Source organism: Roseovarius sp. 217 (assembly GCF_000152845.1).
Taxonomy (GTDB): Bacteria; Pseudomonadota; Alphaproteobacteria; order Rhodobacterales; family Rhodobacteraceae; genus Roseovarius.
In genome coordinates this window covers 79,066-95,339 of sequence record NZ_CH902586.1, presented here as the reverse complement: position 1 = coordinate 95,339, position 16,274 = coordinate 79,066, and the positions used below count along the sequence as shown (strand labels likewise).

General features: G+C 55.7%; 13 protein-coding genes and 2 pseudogenes. 6 read left to right on the top strand and 9 right to left on the bottom strand.

Annotated features, from left to right (window positions below):
* The 6 genes and pseudogenes from ROS217_RS21580 to ROS217_RS23790 form a co-directional block, all read left to right on the top strand.
* Entirely contained in the window at positions 1 to 795 is a 795-nt protein-coding gene (locus tag ROS217_RS21580) for a crotonase/enoyl-CoA hydratase family protein (RefSeq protein WP_009819965.1), read from the top strand.
* Positions 780 to 2,798 (top strand): acetyl/propionyl/methylcrotonyl-CoA carboxylase subunit alpha, encoded by a 2,019-nt coding sequence (locus tag ROS217_RS21575; protein WP_009819964.1) that lies wholly within the window; start codon positions 780 to 782, stop codon positions 2,796 to 2,798. The genes ROS217_RS21580 and ROS217_RS21575 overlap by 16 nt, the downstream gene beginning before the upstream one ends.
* On the top strand, positions 2,795 to 3,961 hold the full coding sequence (locus ROS217_RS21570; protein ID WP_009819963.1) for an acyl-CoA dehydrogenase family protein: 1,167 nt from the start codon (positions 2,795 to 2,797) through the stop codon (positions 3,959 to 3,961). Before ROS217_RS21575 ends, ROS217_RS21570 begins: the two co-directional genes overlap by 4 nt.
* A gap of 53 nt (positions 3,962 to 4,014) precedes the next feature.
* Entirely contained in the window at positions 4,015 to 4,581 is a 567-nt protein-coding gene (locus ROS217_RS21565) for a biotin transporter BioY (RefSeq protein WP_009819962.1), read from the top strand.
* A 199-nt stretch (positions 4,582 to 4,780) separates the two neighbouring features.
* Positions 4,781 to 5,554 carry an MBL fold metallo-hydrolase gene (locus ROS217_RS21560; protein ID WP_254656511.1) on the top strand — a complete coding sequence of 258 codons (774 nt, stop codon included), beginning with the start codon at positions 4,781 to 4,783 and terminating at the stop codon, positions 5,552 to 5,554.
* A gap of 92 nt (positions 5,555 to 5,646) precedes the next feature.
* A pseudogene (locus ROS217_RS23790) lies at positions 5,647 to 6,621 on the top strand (IS30 family transposase); the annotation flags it as partial.
* Between the two features lie 69 nt (positions 6,622 to 6,690).
* Here ROS217_RS23790 and ROS217_RS21550 read toward each other — a convergent pair.
* From ROS217_RS21550 to ROS217_RS23785, 9 genes and pseudogenes are all read right to left on the bottom strand, one after another.
* Complete coding sequence (locus tag ROS217_RS21550) at positions 6,691 to 7,494, bottom strand: SDR family NAD(P)-dependent oxidoreductase (RefSeq protein WP_009819959.1); 804 nt, start codon at positions 7,492 to 7,494, stop codon at positions 6,691 to 6,693.
* Positions 7,491 to 8,282 (bottom strand): enoyl-CoA hydratase/isomerase family protein, encoded by a 792-nt coding sequence (locus tag ROS217_RS21545; RefSeq protein ID WP_198134952.1) that lies wholly within the window; start codon positions 8,280 to 8,282, stop codon positions 7,491 to 7,493. Before ROS217_RS21545 ends, ROS217_RS21550 begins: the two co-directional genes overlap by 4 nt.
* 28 nt (positions 8,283 to 8,310) lie before the next feature.
* Positions 8,311 to 9,939: an AMP-binding protein gene (locus tag ROS217_RS21540; RefSeq protein WP_009819957.1), complete on the bottom strand. Its 1,629-nt coding sequence runs from the start codon at positions 9,937 to 9,939 to the stop codon at positions 8,311 to 8,313.
* A gap of 328 nt (positions 9,940 to 10,267) precedes the next feature.
* A complete protein-coding gene (locus tag ROS217_RS21535; protein WP_050766489.1) occupies positions 10,268 to 10,954 on the bottom strand; it encodes a TetR/AcrR family transcriptional regulator in 687 nt (228 codons plus the stop codon).
* A gap of 201 nt (positions 10,955 to 11,155) precedes the next feature.
* A complete protein-coding gene (locus tag ROS217_RS21530; protein ID WP_009819955.1) occupies positions 11,156 to 12,472 on the bottom strand; it encodes a TRAP transporter large permease in 1,317 nt (438 codons plus the stop codon).
* 38 nt (positions 12,473 to 12,510) lie between these two features.
* Positions 12,511 to 13,059: a TRAP transporter small permease subunit gene (locus ROS217_RS21525; RefSeq protein ID WP_040652175.1), complete on the bottom strand. Its 549-nt coding sequence runs from the start codon at positions 13,057 to 13,059 to the stop codon at positions 12,511 to 12,513.
* A gap of 105 nt (positions 13,060 to 13,164) precedes the next feature.
* Positions 13,165 to 13,626, bottom strand: coding sequence for a hypothetical protein (locus ROS217_RS21520; RefSeq protein WP_157046748.1), 462 nt, complete (start codon positions 13,624 to 13,626; stop codon positions 13,165 to 13,167).
* 78 nt (positions 13,627 to 13,704) lie between these two features.
* Positions 13,705 to 15,636 (bottom strand): flavin-containing monooxygenase, encoded by a 1,932-nt coding sequence (locus tag ROS217_RS21515; protein WP_009819952.1) that lies wholly within the window; start codon positions 15,634 to 15,636, stop codon positions 13,705 to 13,707.
* Between the two features lie 255 nt (positions 15,637 to 15,891).
* Positions 15,892 to 16,260: pseudogene (locus tag ROS217_RS23785) on the bottom strand (transposase); the annotation flags it as partial.
* Positions 16,261 to 16,274: the final 14 nt, after the last annotated feature.

The following is a 16,274-nucleotide window of genomic DNA, read 5'->3' as shown; positions in this document are numbered from 1 at the left end:
ATGACGACGACGTATGAAACCCTCCTGATCGGGACCGATGCGCGCGGTGTCGCCACCGTAACCCTGAACCGACCCGAGAAACACAACGCCCTGAACGGCACGCTGATTGCGGAACTGCATGATGCGGCGGGGCGGCTGGCATTCGCCGACAATGTGCGCATCGTGGTTTTGACTGGCGTCGGCAAAAGCTTCTGCGCCGGAGGGGATTTCAACTGGTTCGCCTCGAATATAGAAAAGACCCGCGCCGAGCGGGTCGCGCAAAGTGCGACGCTTGCGCAGCTTTTGCACCGGCTCGACACATTGCCCAAACCGCTGATCGGGCGGATCAACGGCCCGGCCTATGGCGGCGGGGTCGGCATGATATCGGTTTGCGACTATACGATCAGCACCGAAGAGGCGCGGTTCGGCCTGACCGAGGTGAAACTGGGCCTGCTGCCCGCGAATATCTCGCCCTATGTGGTCGCCCGCATCGGCAAGGTTCATTCGCGCGAGACCATGCTTTCGGGCGCCCTGTTTGACAGCGCGCGCGCCGAACGGATCGGGCTTCTGACCGAGGTCGTGGCCCCCGACGCGCTGGACGCTGCCGTTGAACGGGTGGTGCATGATCACCTTCAGGCTGCACCCGGTGCCGTGGCCGATACCAAGGCGCTGATCGCCCATGTCGCGGCGCATGACCTGAAAACCAACATGATCTACACCGCCGACCGGCTGGCCGATGCCTGGGAAACCAGCGAAGGGATCGAGGGCATCAACAGCTTTCTTGCCAAAGGCAGCCCGTCATGGCGCGTGAAATGAGCTTTACTCGCGTCCTCATCGCCAACCGGGGCGAGATCGCCCGGCGCATCCAACGCGCGTGCCGCAAGCTGGGGCTGGAAAGCGTGGCGGTGTTCTCCGTAGCCGACCGCGACGCGCCGTTTGTGGCAGAGGCGGATCACGCCATCTGTATTGGCGGGGCCGCGCCATCTGACAGTTATCTGAACATCGAGGCCATCCTCGGGGCCGCGCACGCCACGGGCGCGGGTGCGGTGCATCCCGGCTATGGATTTCTGTCCGAAAACGCCGATTTTGCGGCGGCGGTCGAAGCTGCGGGGCTGGTCTTTATCGGGCCGGAACCCGACGCCATCGCGAAAATGGGGTCCAAGATCGCGGCGAAGGCCGCCGCCGAGGCCGCTGGCGTGCCCGTCCTGCCCGGCTACCGCGGTGCCGATCAGTCCGACGCGCGACTGCTGCAAGAGGCCAAGGCGCTCGGCACGCCGTTCCTGGTCAAGGCCAGCGCCGGCGGCGGCGGGCGCGGCATGCGCCTTGTCACCGATATGGCCGACGCGCCCGAGGCGATCGCCTCTGCCAGGGCCGAGGCGCAGGGCGCATTCGGCGATCCGGCGGTATTCCTGGAACGCTATGCCCCCCGCGCCCGCCATGTCGAGGTGCAGGTGCTGGGCGACACAAACGGCACCGTGCTGCACCTGGGCGACCGCGACTGTTCGCTTCAGCGCAACCACCAGAAGCTGATCGAAGAGGCCCCGGCCCCCGATCTGCCGGACGATCTGCGCGAGGACATGCGCGCCGCCGCCGTGCGGCTTGCGCAGGCGATCGGGTACCGCTCTGCCGGGACGGTGGAATATCTTTATGACCCCGAGCACGCCGAGTATTACTTTCTTGAGATGAACACCCGCCTTCAGGTCGAACATCCCGTGACCGAGGCGATCACCGGGATTGATCTGGTGGAGTGGCAATTGCGCATCGCGCGGGACGAGGCGCTTGGCTTTGCGCAATCCGATCTGCGCTTCGACGGCCACGCCATCGAGGTGCGCATCGCCGCCGAAAACCCGGCTGAAAACTACCGCCCCGAAACCGGCACGATCACGCTTTGGGCGCCGCCTTCGGGCGTTCGGCTCGATACCGGCGTCAGTGAGGGCTCAGTTGTCGGCCACCATTACGATTCCATGCTGGCCAAGCTGATCGTCCATGCCCCCGACCGGGCAACGGCGATCCGCGAGAGCGTGGCCGCGATCAATCGCTTCGCCGTGGGCGGGGTGGGGGTGAACCTCGCGTTTCAGCGCGCCTTGCTGATGCATCCCGATTTTGCCGCGCTCCGGCATCATACCGCCGGGCTAGCCGAGCTGTTTCCAGACGGATGGACACCCCCCAAACCAGATGCGCAAAGCCGCGCGCTGGCAGCACTGGCCCTGCATCTGAATCTGGCGCCAAAGACCGGCAACTCCCCGTGGCAAACGCTGGGCGCATGGCGCCTGACCGCGCCTGCGGGTCGACCGGGTGCGGCATATTATTGGGCCTTGGGCGATGACGATCCGACCCGCGTGGCGGGCGATGCAACGAAGCTGGCAGTGATATTGCCCGACGGCGCCCATTTGGCGATTGCAGCGCCCGACCTGGCCGCCAATCGCCTAACCGGGCGCATCGACAGTACCCCCTTTGCCCGCACCGCGCATCTGCGCCGCGCCAAAGATCACTGGCAGGTGCATCTGTCCGCGCCCGACGGCATGGCCACCTTCGGGTTTGAAACGCTGGCAGACCGCCACCTGCAACGCGCCTCGGAACAGGCCGGGGGGGCAGACACCCTGCGTGCGCCGATGCCCGGTGCCGTGGTCGAACTGCGCGTCGCGCCCGGCGACCGGGTGGCGGCCGGCGACACGCTGGTGGTGCTTGAGGCGATGAAACTGCTGCAGAGCCTGACCGCCCCCGTTTCGGGCATCGTAGCTGAAATCTACTGCGCCGCCGGCGATACCGTCGCCGCGCAAGCGCCCCTTGTAAAACTCGATCCGGAGGAAATCCAATGACCAAGCATGGCATGACTGATGCGGCCACAGGCCCGTTCAGTGAAGACCTGAACATGATCCGCGCGCAGCTGCGCCGGTTCATCGAAACCGAAGTGACGGCCAAGGCCGAGCCTTGGGAAAAAGACGGCATGGTGCCGCGCGACGTGCTGCGCCGGATGGGCGATCTGGGCGTGCTGGGCATGCGCTATGACGAGCAATATGGCGGCTCAGGGCTGAATGTGATGTCCAGCGTCGTGCTGGCCGAGGAAGTGGGGCGTTCCACCTTCGGCGGGTTTTCGGCCACGGTTCTGGTGCATACCGACATGGCCTCGCCGCATCTTGAAAACGCCGGCTCACCCGAACAGAAGGCGCGCTGGATGCCGTCGATCACCTCGGGCGAAAAGATCGCTGCGGTGGCCGTGACCGAACCCGGCGCCGGGTCTGACGTGGCGGGGATGCGCACGCGCGCGGTGCAGGACGGATCGGACTGGGTGATCAACGGCACCAAGATGTTCATCACCAACGGCGTGCATGGCGACATCTATTTCGTTGGCGCCAAGACCGACCCGGACGCCAAGGGATCGCGCGGGATCACCATGTTCGCGGTTGAAAAGGGCACGCCCGGATTCTCGGTCGGCCGGGCCTTGAACAAGACCGGCTGGCTGTGCTCGGACACCGCCGAGTTGATTTTCGAGGATGTGCGCATCCCGGCAGAGAACGTGCTGGGTGAGGTCAACCGGGGCTTTTATTCGGTGATGAAGAACTTCCAGAACGAACGGATCGTGCTGGGCGCCATGGCCTGCGCCGAGGCGCAGTCCGCACTGGAAATGACTGTGGATTATGTCAAGCAGCGCAAGGCTTTCGGTGGTGTGCTGTGGGACAAGCAAACGGTGCGCCAGCGGCTGGCCGATTGCCAGACCCGGATCGAGGCGGGACGCCAGCTTATCTATCACGCCGCGTCACTGGATGCCGCGGGCCGCGATTGCGTCAAGGAAGTATCGATGGTCAAGGCCTATTGCGGCGAGCTGGTGAACAGCGTGCTTTACGACTGTGTCCAGTTCCATGGCGGTATGGGCTATATGCGGGAAACACCCGTGGAACGCATGTCGCGCGATGCCCGTGTCCAGGCCATCGGCGGCGGTGCCACCGAGGTCATGCTCGAAGAGGTCGCCAAGCGGATGTGACCTCACCATTACAAAAACCATATCAACGACCAGCTGACACAAGGACTAACGACATGAATTTGGAATCCACTCAACGCCAACCGATCGCAAGTCTGTCCCGAGAGTTCGCAACTATACTCATCGGCACCATTCTTCTGACACTCTCCGCGAAAATCTTGGTGCCTTTCTACCCGGTTCCGATGTCGACCCAATCCCTAGCAGTCCTGGGCCTTGGACTTTTTCTGGGTCCGGTTCGCGGTGGTCTTGTTGTAGTAATCTACCTTCTGGAAGGCGCGCTTGGCCTTCCGGTTTTCGCTGGCACGCCTCCCGCGCCGGCCGGATTGGTCTATATTGCCGGCCCCACAGGCGGATACTTGATTGGGTTCGCATTCGCAGCGGCTGCCGCCGGATGGATGGTTCAAAAGTTGAGAGGGTTTCAGCCTGCATTCAGAGCAACTGTCGCTGTACTTTTCGGTTCTGCACTTATGTATTGCGCAGGGCTGTTATGGTTGGGCGGCTTTGTCGGCTATGGAGAAAAATTGCTGAACGTCGGGCTTTACCCGTTCCTGCTTGGAGATCTGGCCAAGGCGGCAATTGCTGTGGTGCTGTATACAGGGTTCCACAATCGGGGCCGTGTTTGAACGCTGGGCTTCGTTGCTTTGTTCCAGTGCCGGGTTTGACCGACGCTGGAAACCAGCCTGAGGATTCCGAATCTATGCAAGAGCAAGAGGCGGAGCTGCATGATCCGGATTGTTCGCAGTCAATACATGGTCGTAAAGAATGACAAGAAACAACATGTTTTACTCTGAGCCTGACCCTCCTCGTGCGCATGGCGTAGAGGTGGCCGAGGGAATCCTAAGGATCGTTGCGAACAATCCCGGGAAGATGACCTATCACGGGACGAATAGCTATATCATTGATACTCCTGACGGTCGGTTCATTATCGACCCCGGTCCAGCAGAAGACAGTGCACATTTCGAAGCAATCGTCGAGAATTTGGGAGCCAACCCAGCCGGAATTCTCCTGACACATCACCATTCCGATCATTTCGGGGCCGTGCCGGCATTGCGCGAACGCACAGGTTTGCCGGTTTATGTTTCGCGGGCATTTCCTGACGATGCGTTTGAACCTGACGGGTTCTTGGAAGACGGACAGGTGGTCGCTGGTCTCACTGTCCTGCACACACCTGGTCATGCGAGCGATCACCTCTGCTTCGCGAGGCCGGATGGAGTGCTTTTCACGGGCGACCACGTGATGAGTTGGAACAGTTCGATCGTCAGCCCCCCTGACGGCAACATGCGCGATTACTGCGCCCAGCTTCAGCGGCTCATTGAGCGCGACGATAAGATCTGCCTGCCGGGGCACGGACCCGAACTCCGCGACCTGAGACCTTACGCCCAACGGTTGCTCGCCAATCGAATGCGTCGGGAGGCAGAAATTCTCGCGCACCTCTCGAATACCTCCGATTCGCTCCAGAATATTGCCACTTCGGTCTACAGGAAGTCCGACCCGCATATTGCATTGGCCGCCGAACGGAACGTTGCGGCGCATCTGGAGAAGCTTCTTTCAGAATCGCGGGTGATTCAGGACGAAGGGATTTGGAAAGCCACTTAACATAACTATCATTATACGACAACAGGTTGTACAACGGGCACATTCTAAACTGGGTTGCGACAAATCCTCTATCTTGTTGGAAAGCAAGGAGAATGAAGATGGCCCACACAGAGCTGGATTTGCGTGAGAGACGTGTAATCGAGGACATGCTCAATGCAAAATTTTCGATCAGAAAAATTGCCGCTGAGCTTGGGAGACACCGCTCAACAATCTATCGCGACATCAAGAGGAACTTTTGCACCGATGGTGAACTGTCGAATCTCAGTGGCTACTATGGTGTAATTGCACAGCGGAAAGCAGAAGCCCGGCGTGCGCGGCGGCGGAAACTGATCCGTCTCCCCAAGCTTCGGAAGGCCGTCATCACTCAGTTGAAAGAAGGCTGGTCACCCGAGCAGATTGCCGGTCGGCTTGCATTTGAAGGACATACCATTCGCGTAAGCCATGAAACTATCTACACCCATGTTTACAGCGCTGAAGGGCAATCGGAACAACTCGCCAGATACCTTCCAAGTCGCCGCAAGAAACGGCGGCCCCGGTATGCTAGACGCCCTAGGGGACAGGTATTTCCGCCAGATCGGTCCATTCATCAGCGCCCCGAGCACGTGGACGCGCGCGAGATATTTGGCGACTGGGAAGGCGATCTGATGATTTTTGAGCGCGCCCAAGGCAACATGAATGTTGCTTCCATTGTCGAGCGCAAGACGAGGTTCGCCGTATTGTTCCGCAACAATGATCGCAGCTCCACCCACTTCATGCGCAAGCTAATGGATGTGATGGAACCCCTACCCCAGCCGGCCCGCAAATCGATCACCTTCGACCGTGGTTTCGAGTTCAGGGAGTGGCGGAAGCTCAAGTCGGGCATCGGCACTGACAGCTGGTTCTGTGACCCACAAGCACCCTGGCAAAAGGGCTCGGTCGAGAACCTTAACAAACGCGCAAGACGATACCTGCCCCGTGACACCCAACTCGCGGCGCTCTCAAATCGCAATATGAAGGCGATTTGCGACCGCCTCAACGGCACCCCAAGAAAGTGTCTTGGTTGGCGCACACCGACGGAAGCATTCAGGACCAACACTACCGCCGATGTCCTGCCGAGAGTGTACCAGGTTTCTCAACTGCTTCGAAGGTCGACCATTTCAGCGGCCAGTTTGGCGCACACCCCCATAAGTATGCCAGTTCACAGCGCTCAGCCACCCGTTGTCGACAGGCAGATTGATCCCAGTAATGGCGGACGCCGCATCCGACAAAAGAAAACAGGCCGCCTCAGCGATTTCATCGGGGTCAACCATGCGTCCAAGGGCTGAGCTTTCCTCCATGACAGAAATATCGCGCAATCCGGCGTCGATGGCGCTCTGCAGGACAGGTGTTAAAACGTAACCGGGCGAGATGGTATTGACACGCACACCGCTGCGCCCCCATTCGGCGGACAATGTCTTCGCCATATGCACGACACCGGCCTTAGCGGGCCCATAAGCGTGAAACGGACCCGATCTCATGCCCATCACCGAGGCGATTGTGATGATTGACCCCGAACCGCGCTTGCACATGTGTTTCGCGAAATTCGTGCAGCAAAGGTAAGTGCCGCGCAAATTGATATCGACAATCGCATCCCATTCTTCAATGCCAATGTTTTCTGGAGATTCGGGAGTCGATTGGATTATCCCGGCACTTGTAATGAGAAAGTCCACCGGACCGATCTCGGTTTCGATCCTGTCGCTCACCGCTTCGATCGCGGCTGGATCACCAACATCAAGTGGAATTGATATACAGCAATGCTTTGTTGCCACTTCCATGCTGGACTCTGCGTCGCGATCGCATATGACCACGGTAGCGCCGCGCTCCACAAGTCGCCGGGCGCAGGACTTACCGATACCGCTGGCACCGCCAGTGACTACCGCGATTTTATTCAGAAACGTGACATTCTCGATTTCTTTGGTCATTTTTGGTTCAGGCCCTGGAGTTTTCGGCTGTTATCAAAATCCGGAAGGCGTTTCTCCAGAAAAGCGGCTTTTCCCTCTTTGAAATCGCCGCTTGCTCTGACTCTTGCGACAACGGAGCGCTCTTGTACCTCAAGGAAGCTGTACTGCCGCATCCGGTGACCCAGTGCACATTCCTTTGTAGCCTGAACGGCCATGGAGCTGTTGGTGGCTATTTTCTGCGCGCGCTCAAGCGCCAGCGCCAGAACCCTATCGTGAGGGCATGCACATGTAACCAGCGCAATTTTCTCTGCTTCGGCGCCAGAGATGATCCGCCCCGTCAAAAGCAGGTCCAGTGCAAACGTCTGCCCGATCTGGTCGGCAAGCTTCATCGCGGCACCACCGGAAGGTACGATTCCCCAGCACACTTCGGGAAAACCTATCTTTGCATCGTTGGCGGCGATTCGTATGTCCGCCGCCATTGCCAGTTCAAGTCCCCCTGCAACGCATCCTCCCTGGATCGCCGCCACGATCGGTTTGGGAAAGAATTGCGTCTTCAAAAGCGCACGGCCTACCAGCTCGTCTATACTGTCCAAGCTCTCGAGATCCGCAGAAAGATCGGCTCCCGAGCAGAAGAATTCAGACCCGTCTCCTTGCAAAAGGACAACCTTGACAGATGCATCTGCGGCCAACTGGGGCCAGAGAGCCGCCAGGCACTCAAACATGTCCTGATCAAGCGCGTTCCGACGCGCAATGTTTGAAATCTTGACGGATGCTATTCCGCCGTTAAGCGTTGAAACGATTATGGGCATGAGACTTTTCCGAATTATCCGCAGCGACTTACGCCGGACCGTCCGCTGCGTTTTGTTGAGACATGGACACGGCGCGCGCCACCAATTCGCTGCGCTGCAGCTTTCCTGTCGTGGTCTTGGAAAATTCATCCACGAATTCGAAAAAGCGCGGGACTTTGTAGTCCGCCATCGCGCTGCGGCAATATTCCAGCAACTCAGGCTCGGTCAGTGTCATTCCGGCCTCTCGCTGAATAAATGCATATCCGACTTCACCAAGCCTGCGGTCCGGCACGCCCACAACGACAGCCTGCTTAATAGCATCATGTGCCTGAAGCATTTTCTCGATCTCAGCGGGATAAGTGTTGGACCCGCCCACGATGAACATTTCGGCCTTGCGTCCGGTGATCTTGAGATACCCAACCTCGTCGAGCACGCCCAGATCCCCGGTCTTAAACCAGCCGTCGGGGGTAATGACCTTCGCCGTTGCTTCGGGGTTTTTGTAATATCCCTGCATAACCAAATGCCCCCGCACGCGCACCTCGCCAACTTGGCCCACGGGCAGTTTTACATCGTCCTCCGAAAAAACGGCGACTTCAAAATCCCCTATGGGGACGCCGCGATTGTCACAGACTATATCTATATGGTCTTCAAAACGACTGAGAGTCGTAGACGATGTCGTTTCAGTCATCCCGTAGACTACTTGCAGCGTTTGCATGTTGAGTTCGTTAATCGCTGTGGCGGCAACGTCAGGCGTCACGGCCGCGCCGCCGATCCAGCCAGTCTTGAGCGTGCTTGGGCGTGGCCCGCCTTGTTTGACCGCCTCTACCAAATCTATGTAGTGGGTTGGAATTCCTGCCATGATGGTCACGGCCTCTTTGTCTATCAGTTCAAGTACCTCTTTGGGTTTCCAATGTGGTACGGCGACCAACGTACATTCCCGCGACAATGCGGTCAAAGCTGCGGCAAAAGCTCCGGCGACGTGATAAAATGGCATATGACCGAGCACGATGTCGTCATTCTCAATGTGAAGGGCGTTTGCAATGTTATTGGAATTCCTCAGAACAATGTGACTGTGAACTGCACCTTTCGGGGCGCCCGTAGTGCCTGATGTATAGACCACGATCGTGGGATCATCCGTATCGACAGCATGGTCTATGGAGAGCACGTCCCCAGCCTCGTTCATAAGCCCGTCAAGAGATAAAAAACCGTCTTTTTCTTCGCTCCCCCAACGAATTACGGCGGAAAGATCGGGCAACTCTTCAGAGGATAGGCGCCGAGGATCCATATCCTTGATTCTCGGCATCATTTGCTCGACCATATCCGTGTAGTCGATGCCCCAGAAACGGTCCATCATGACCAAAACAGAGGATTCAGACTGTTTCAGAATATAGCGCGCTTCTTCGGTCTTGTATCGCGTGTTGATGGGAACCAAGACCGCACCGATACGTGCGCAAGCGTACCACGTGACGATCCAAGTCGTACAGTTGGTCATCCAAAGGGCCACGTGATCGCCGCGGTTCGTTCCAAGCCGCTTCAGGCTTGTGGCCAACTTGTCCACCCGCCGGTCCAGTTCTGCAAAGCTGATGCGTTCGTAAGGATCGACAACAGCGGTCTTGTTCGGAGAATTGCCCGCCGCGATCCGAAGTGTTCTGCCGATAGTCACTGTCGTCCAATCCATATTTCTGACTCTTAGTGTGGTTTTCTTCTAACACGTGGCAATTGAAAGGTTGTTTTCAATCGCGGGTAGATCCAAGGCTTCCGCCCGTGTTCCCCTTGGAAACCATTGAAAGCCTGAGTGCCCATGCGAGGTCTGCGGCTGACTACATCTTGAATTGTAAGCGAGCCCTCAATGTCAGTCAAGAAAAATGAACTTCGAGTCACGATTCATATTGTTGATATTCTATCCATAACTGATTAATATAAAATGATAAACTTTCCGAAGCATACAATTATGCATGGATATACCCCGACCGCGTTTCAACTGCTTTCCTCACCCATCTCGGGGCTCAGGAAGCGGGCTTTTCGCCGTCAGCCCTTGGCCTGATGTAGATGCCATTGACTACACGATCCACATAGACGTTCAGCACCCAATCCGGCAGGTCCAGCATTTCGTTTTCCGCCCGGGCATAGCGCATGCATAGGTAATGCCGCGCCCCCATGAGAATATATGACAGCGCCTCAAGCGACTCGGTGTCCGCCTCGCGCAGTTCACCATGCGCCGCAGCCCTTTTTAGGGTTCGTACATACCCGTTTGCTACTCGGTCCATATGGCGTTGATAGGCCTCTGGCGCGAAAACTTCAGCCTCGTACAGGATGCGGTAGAACTCGGGGCGGATTTTCAGGAAACTGAAAAAGGCGCGAAAGCTCTTTATTTCCCTGTCAGCGAAGTTTTCCGCGTCTGCTGTCTGCGCGCTGATGTAATTCAACAGCTCTTCCCCGAGCGCCGGAAGTAATTCGTCAAACAGCGCCTCACGAGACTCGAAATAGTTGTAGAAAGTCCCTTGAGCGACATTTGCCTCGTCGGCCACAGCCGAAATTTTTGACTTTGCATAGCCAAACGTGCCAACAACTTTCACAGCCGCATCGAACAGGGCTTTACGCAAAGCCTGACTTTTCTCGTCTCGCGAACTCTTTCGGCGTTTTCCCGTTTTTGAGATGGCGCCGACTGAAGAATCCAAGTCATTTTTCCGCAACAGGCAACTCCTAAGATTATTTTTCAAGTTTGGTGATACACTGTCAGGTCAATCTGTGGTGTGTGATAAGCAGTTTTTTGCGAGGGTGAAATTGCCCTACACCATATGAAACTGTAACCCCTTGCAAGTGACAAGACTACAACTTCGGGACAGTCAAGTACTAGGGACTCTACTCTCCTTCGCGCCGAACGAGCGGTGTGCCTACCTTAGAGATGGCAGCCACCTTGCGATCTCTGGAAAGAAATAGACTCCGGCCACGACCAAAAGCTGAACCAAAATAAAAGGCACTGCCCCTTGGTAAATATGCAACGTTGACACTGACGGTGGCGCCACACCGCGGAGGTAGAAGAGGGCAAAGCCAAAAGGTGGGGTCAAGAAAGACGTCTGGATGACAAGCGCAAAAAGAATACCATACCAAAGAAGATCAACGTCGAATGCAACCGCAACGGGCAGAATAACTGGAATGGAGATAAAGACGATCTCAAAAAAGTCGATAAAGAACCCGAGTATAAAGATCGTAAGAAGCGACATCAGCACAAAGCCATTCTTCCCGCCAGGCAAGCCTGTCAGCATATCCTGAAGAACATAGTCTCCCCCCATTGCCCGGAACACTAGCGCAAAGGCCGTTGCGCCGATGAGAATAAGAAGCACCATCGACGTGTAGCGCGCCGTGGCATCCAGCGCCTGGCGCAAAAGTTTTATTCCCAACTGCCCCCTCAGCCAGCACAACAGAATGGCCCCGATCGCGCCGATCGCTCCCGCCTCGGTTGGCGTGGCAAACCCCGTGATGATGCTTCCCAGAACGGTCAAGATAAGGGCGAGCGGCGGCACAACTGCCACGGTCACCTCTTTGGCCAATGCGCGCCCTGATGTTTTCTGGCGTTCTTCAAGCGGAATTGCCGGCATGGTTGCAGGCCGCGCGATGGCGAGAACTGCGATAAAAACGATGTAGCCCAGCACCAACATCATTCCGGGAATGATCGCGGCTACGAAAAGGTCGACAACCGACACCCCCATTTGATCGCCCAGTACGATCAGAACGATGCTCGGGGGTAGGATCTGTCCTAGGGAGCCGGCGGCCACTATCACGCCGCAAGCCAGTTGCGGGCTGTACTTGTATTGAAGCATGATCGGCATGGAGATGAGCCCCATAGCGATCACCGAGGCCCCGATCACTCCCGTGCTAGTCGCCAGCAGCGCACCGATCACAACGACAGAAATGGCAACGCCGCCGTTCAACCGTCCAAAAAGCAAGCCCGTGGTCTTGAGAAGCTGTTCCGCGATCTTGGAGCGTTCAAGAACCAGCCCCATGAAGATGAAAAATGGAATAGCCAGCAGAGTGAAATTCTGCATGGTTCCGTAGATACGTTGCGGCAAAGCCTGCAAAAGCAGCGGATTAAACTCGCCAGTGAGTACGCCGAAGACGATTGAAATAAGCGTTACACCGAACAAGACGAAGACGACCGGAATTCCAGTGAAAAGAAACACTAGCAGCAGCAGAAACATCAATAAAGCCATGCTAAATTCCTAAATCTCAAGTCATGGGAGAGGGATGGTCAGTGTTCAAAAGGTACATTAGGATCGGGTGCCTTGTCGGTCAGGAAAGCGATATGCTTGATGGCAACCGAAACGCCTTGGATTAGGATCAGGAAAAAGCCTAACGGGATAATCAGTTTGACCAGCCACGGGCTTATGCCCCCCGGAACGGTCGACCGCTCCCATATGAAGATTGAGTTGAAGACCATTGGCCAAGACATCCATATCACCAGTGCCGAAAACGGGATTATGCAAAAAATTGCAGCTGCAGCTTCTATGCAACTCTTCTTGCGTGGCGAAAAGCTGCTGTAGAAAATATCGACCCGCACATTCGAGTTGGTGAGTATCGTATAGCCGCCAGCCATCATAAACATAAAACCGAACAGAACCCACTGAAGGTCTGTCGCCGTTCCCCACGTGAGATTTTCGCCAATGGTGCGACCAACGCGCCTGAGAAGGGCATTCAGGAACGACAGCAAAATCATTACCAGCGTACACCAGACAACAACTCTTGCTATCCTGACGTTAAGTGCATCAATCCAGTAGCTGATCGTCAATAAATACGACACGTTCACCCACCAATTCCGGACTATATTCCGATTATTGCAGCCTAGATGCTGTTTGAGAAATAGCTTCGTCAGACAACATCTAGGCGAGCATCTTCACCGCCGCTTTCAGCTATTGCGTTGACGCTCAAGCGGATAAACGGTCATGTTCTGAAGCGCCCTTATCTCGGTAGAGAACTTATTATAGTTGTCGTAAATGCGAGCGAAATCTTCACTTTCATCGCTGAAAATTTTCAGATGCTTTTCCGCAGAAGCTTTAAGCGCATTGAGGATATCGTCGGGCAGAGCGCGGAACTCGACGTCTTCATCGCCACTTTGAAGCTCCGCGATGGTGATACGATCAAGATTCTGGCAGTGGGTAACATGTTCGGCCCTAATCTGGAACTGGCCGTCGGTCAGATCCGTGACGCGTTCAGCAAAAATTGTGGCAGAGTCATGGAGCATGAGTCCGGATGGCCAAGATGTTGGCATGTCCCAGCCAACTTTTGAAGTTTGCGCGATGGCAGGGGCTGCGATGCCCATTGCTGTTGCTCCGCCCACGGCAGATTTCAGAAAATTACGGCGTTTCATTGTGATCCTCCCATATGGTTTATTTCGTTTCGAAGCTACTTGATACAACTTCCGCGCCTCCTCCAAGGCAAAGTAGCATCACGCAACAGAGGAATTATCATTGGTCTGTGATCGATTTCCCTCCTGTTCGAATTCGTAGTCAGACAATTGCGCATCATGCGTCATCTTCCAGTAATCCACAAAACGCCATGGGATTACGGAAGTCACCCGACCGTGGCGGTTCTTGTAGTAGGTATCTACGCCCGGATGCGTCCAAATTAACTTTTCGTGCTCGGCATCTACCTCTTCGACAAATTGACGAAGTACATCGGACTTAACTTCAAAGGCGTTAAAACCTTTTTCTACCATCTGCACTATCAGCGAGGTTATGTATCGGGTCTGGCATTCAGCCTGAAATACTACACTTCCCCCGTGTGCTGGTCCCGAGTTCGGCCCGATCATTGTAAAGAAGTTTGGGAAGCACTCAACAGTCATGCCTAGATAAGCGGTTGGGTTCTCGTCTGCCCAAGCATCGGCAAGCGACAGGCCATCACGGCCGTGGATGCCCAGACGGGAAGCCATCTCATTAATCTTGAAACCTGTGCAGTAAACTATGATGTCGGCAGCCCGACACACGCCGTCAATGGATTTTACATAATCCTTTCCGATGTGTTCTATCCGCGTATCGACAAGTTCTACATTGGGTTTTCGCAGCGTTTTATACCAGTTATTGTCAAGCAGTATACGTTTTCCGAACGGTGGATATGTTGGAATACATTTCTCCACCAACTCCGGAAGATCCCCGATTTCGGAGTTTATAAAGTTTATCAGTTCCTCGCGATGCCGGTCGTTTGTACGATTGATCGACCTTTCAGGATGTACCCATTCGGGATCCCGGCGAAGCGTTTGTAGGAGCCCATCGCCATACCGCCAGAACATGTTGAACCGGAACCACTCCGCATAAAACGGTAGCGTCTTGAGCAGCCATTTCTCCTCCTCGCGGATTTCGTCAAGATATCCTTCGATTGGACGGGACCACTGCGGTGTCCGTTGATAGACGCTTACTTTTTCGACACGGTCGGAAATCGCAGGAACAAGCTGCATGGCCGTTGCGCCGGTACCGATTATGGCAACATGTTTACCATCAACCGACAGATCTTCAGGCCAGTGTGCCGAATGGAAAATGGGGCCAGAAAAATCTGAATGCCCTTTTATCTTCGGGATCGACGGATCGCTGAGTTGTCCAATCGAGCTGACAAGAAACCGCGTTCGTGCGGTCGTAGTCTCGCCGTCATTTTCCAGCGTAGCAATCCATTCCTTTCGCCGTGGGTCCCACACAGCCCCAGTCAGACTAGTCGAAAACTGGATAGACTTGCGTAGATCATACTTCGTCGCCACACGCTGAAGATATTCCAGAATCTCCTCGCGCGATGAGAAATACTTCGACCAAAAGTTCTTTTCGAACGAATAGGCATATGCGTAGTTCGGAGTGTCCACACCACAGCCAGGATACCGATTCATATTCCAGACACCGCCGACATCGTCCTGGGCTTCGACGATCGTAAATGAGATGCCCAAATTTTTCAGTGCAACGGCCAGACTGATTCCGCTTACCCCGCCTCCAACTATTAGCACTGAACTATCATTTGCGGATCTATGTTCAGAATTGCTCCATTCGACTTGCCTTTTCTCAAAGCCAAGCTCTTCGCGAACCAAGGACGCGTATTCGAAAGGTACATCCTCCCCCAAGCATACCGACATCATTTTATGTAAGGTTTCTTCGTCGGGATCAGGTAACTTCAGCTCTTTTCCGGACCCAATGAAGTTCAGCAGAGCATTTTGAATCGCACGTTGCACTTCTTTCGGTAGACCCGCATCTCGCGCAGGTAACAAACGAATATCCCGCTTTGGCCGGTAAGGCGGGTCAAGCCAGGAAAGATCACCCGTCATCTGCACGAGAACCATTAGCAGGGTACGCATGTCCCCAGCTTCGATATTGCGCTTAAGAAAGTCCGCCGGATGTTCGTTCATAGATTCCCAGATCAATAAGTAATGTTCGCTTTCATTGAGGTTACATGAATGGTGACTCACCAGTCAAATACTTTTCTTCCGGCAGCACTTAACCCGGATAATTCATGAAGCTGCCTTCATGTGTTCCTGGGGCCGGTTTCACGGATCTCGGGTCTGTCGCGCGCATCCGATGTTTGCGTCCGGTTTGCTGGCCGGTCGTTGACGTGGTTGTTTTTGAATATGGATTGATGTTTCGGGGTTGTCGGGCCGCTCGCGTCAGGCTGCTTTCGGTGGGGCGAGCGCGTCGAAGAGAAGATGGAGGAGACCCTGTCGCGGACATGATGTCGGCAGTGTGATGCTGATCCGGGTCTTCTTCTCGACGATGGTTGCAGCCAGCTTGACGAGATGCAGCCGCAGGGTGTCGAATTGGGCGCGGCGCCATGGGGATCTCCTTGGACAGGCGGCGCGCAATTTCCACCAGAGCCAGTAGGCGCAACTGTGCAGCATCAGACGCATCTGGTTGGCGTTCGCCTTCGAGCATGATGTTCGGTCTGATGGGAGATGGGTCTTCCATGCCTTGATGTGGTTTTCCGCCTGACCGCGTGCGGAATAAAGCTTCTCGTAAAGATGCTTGCCGTAAGCGCCCCGTTGATCTTGCA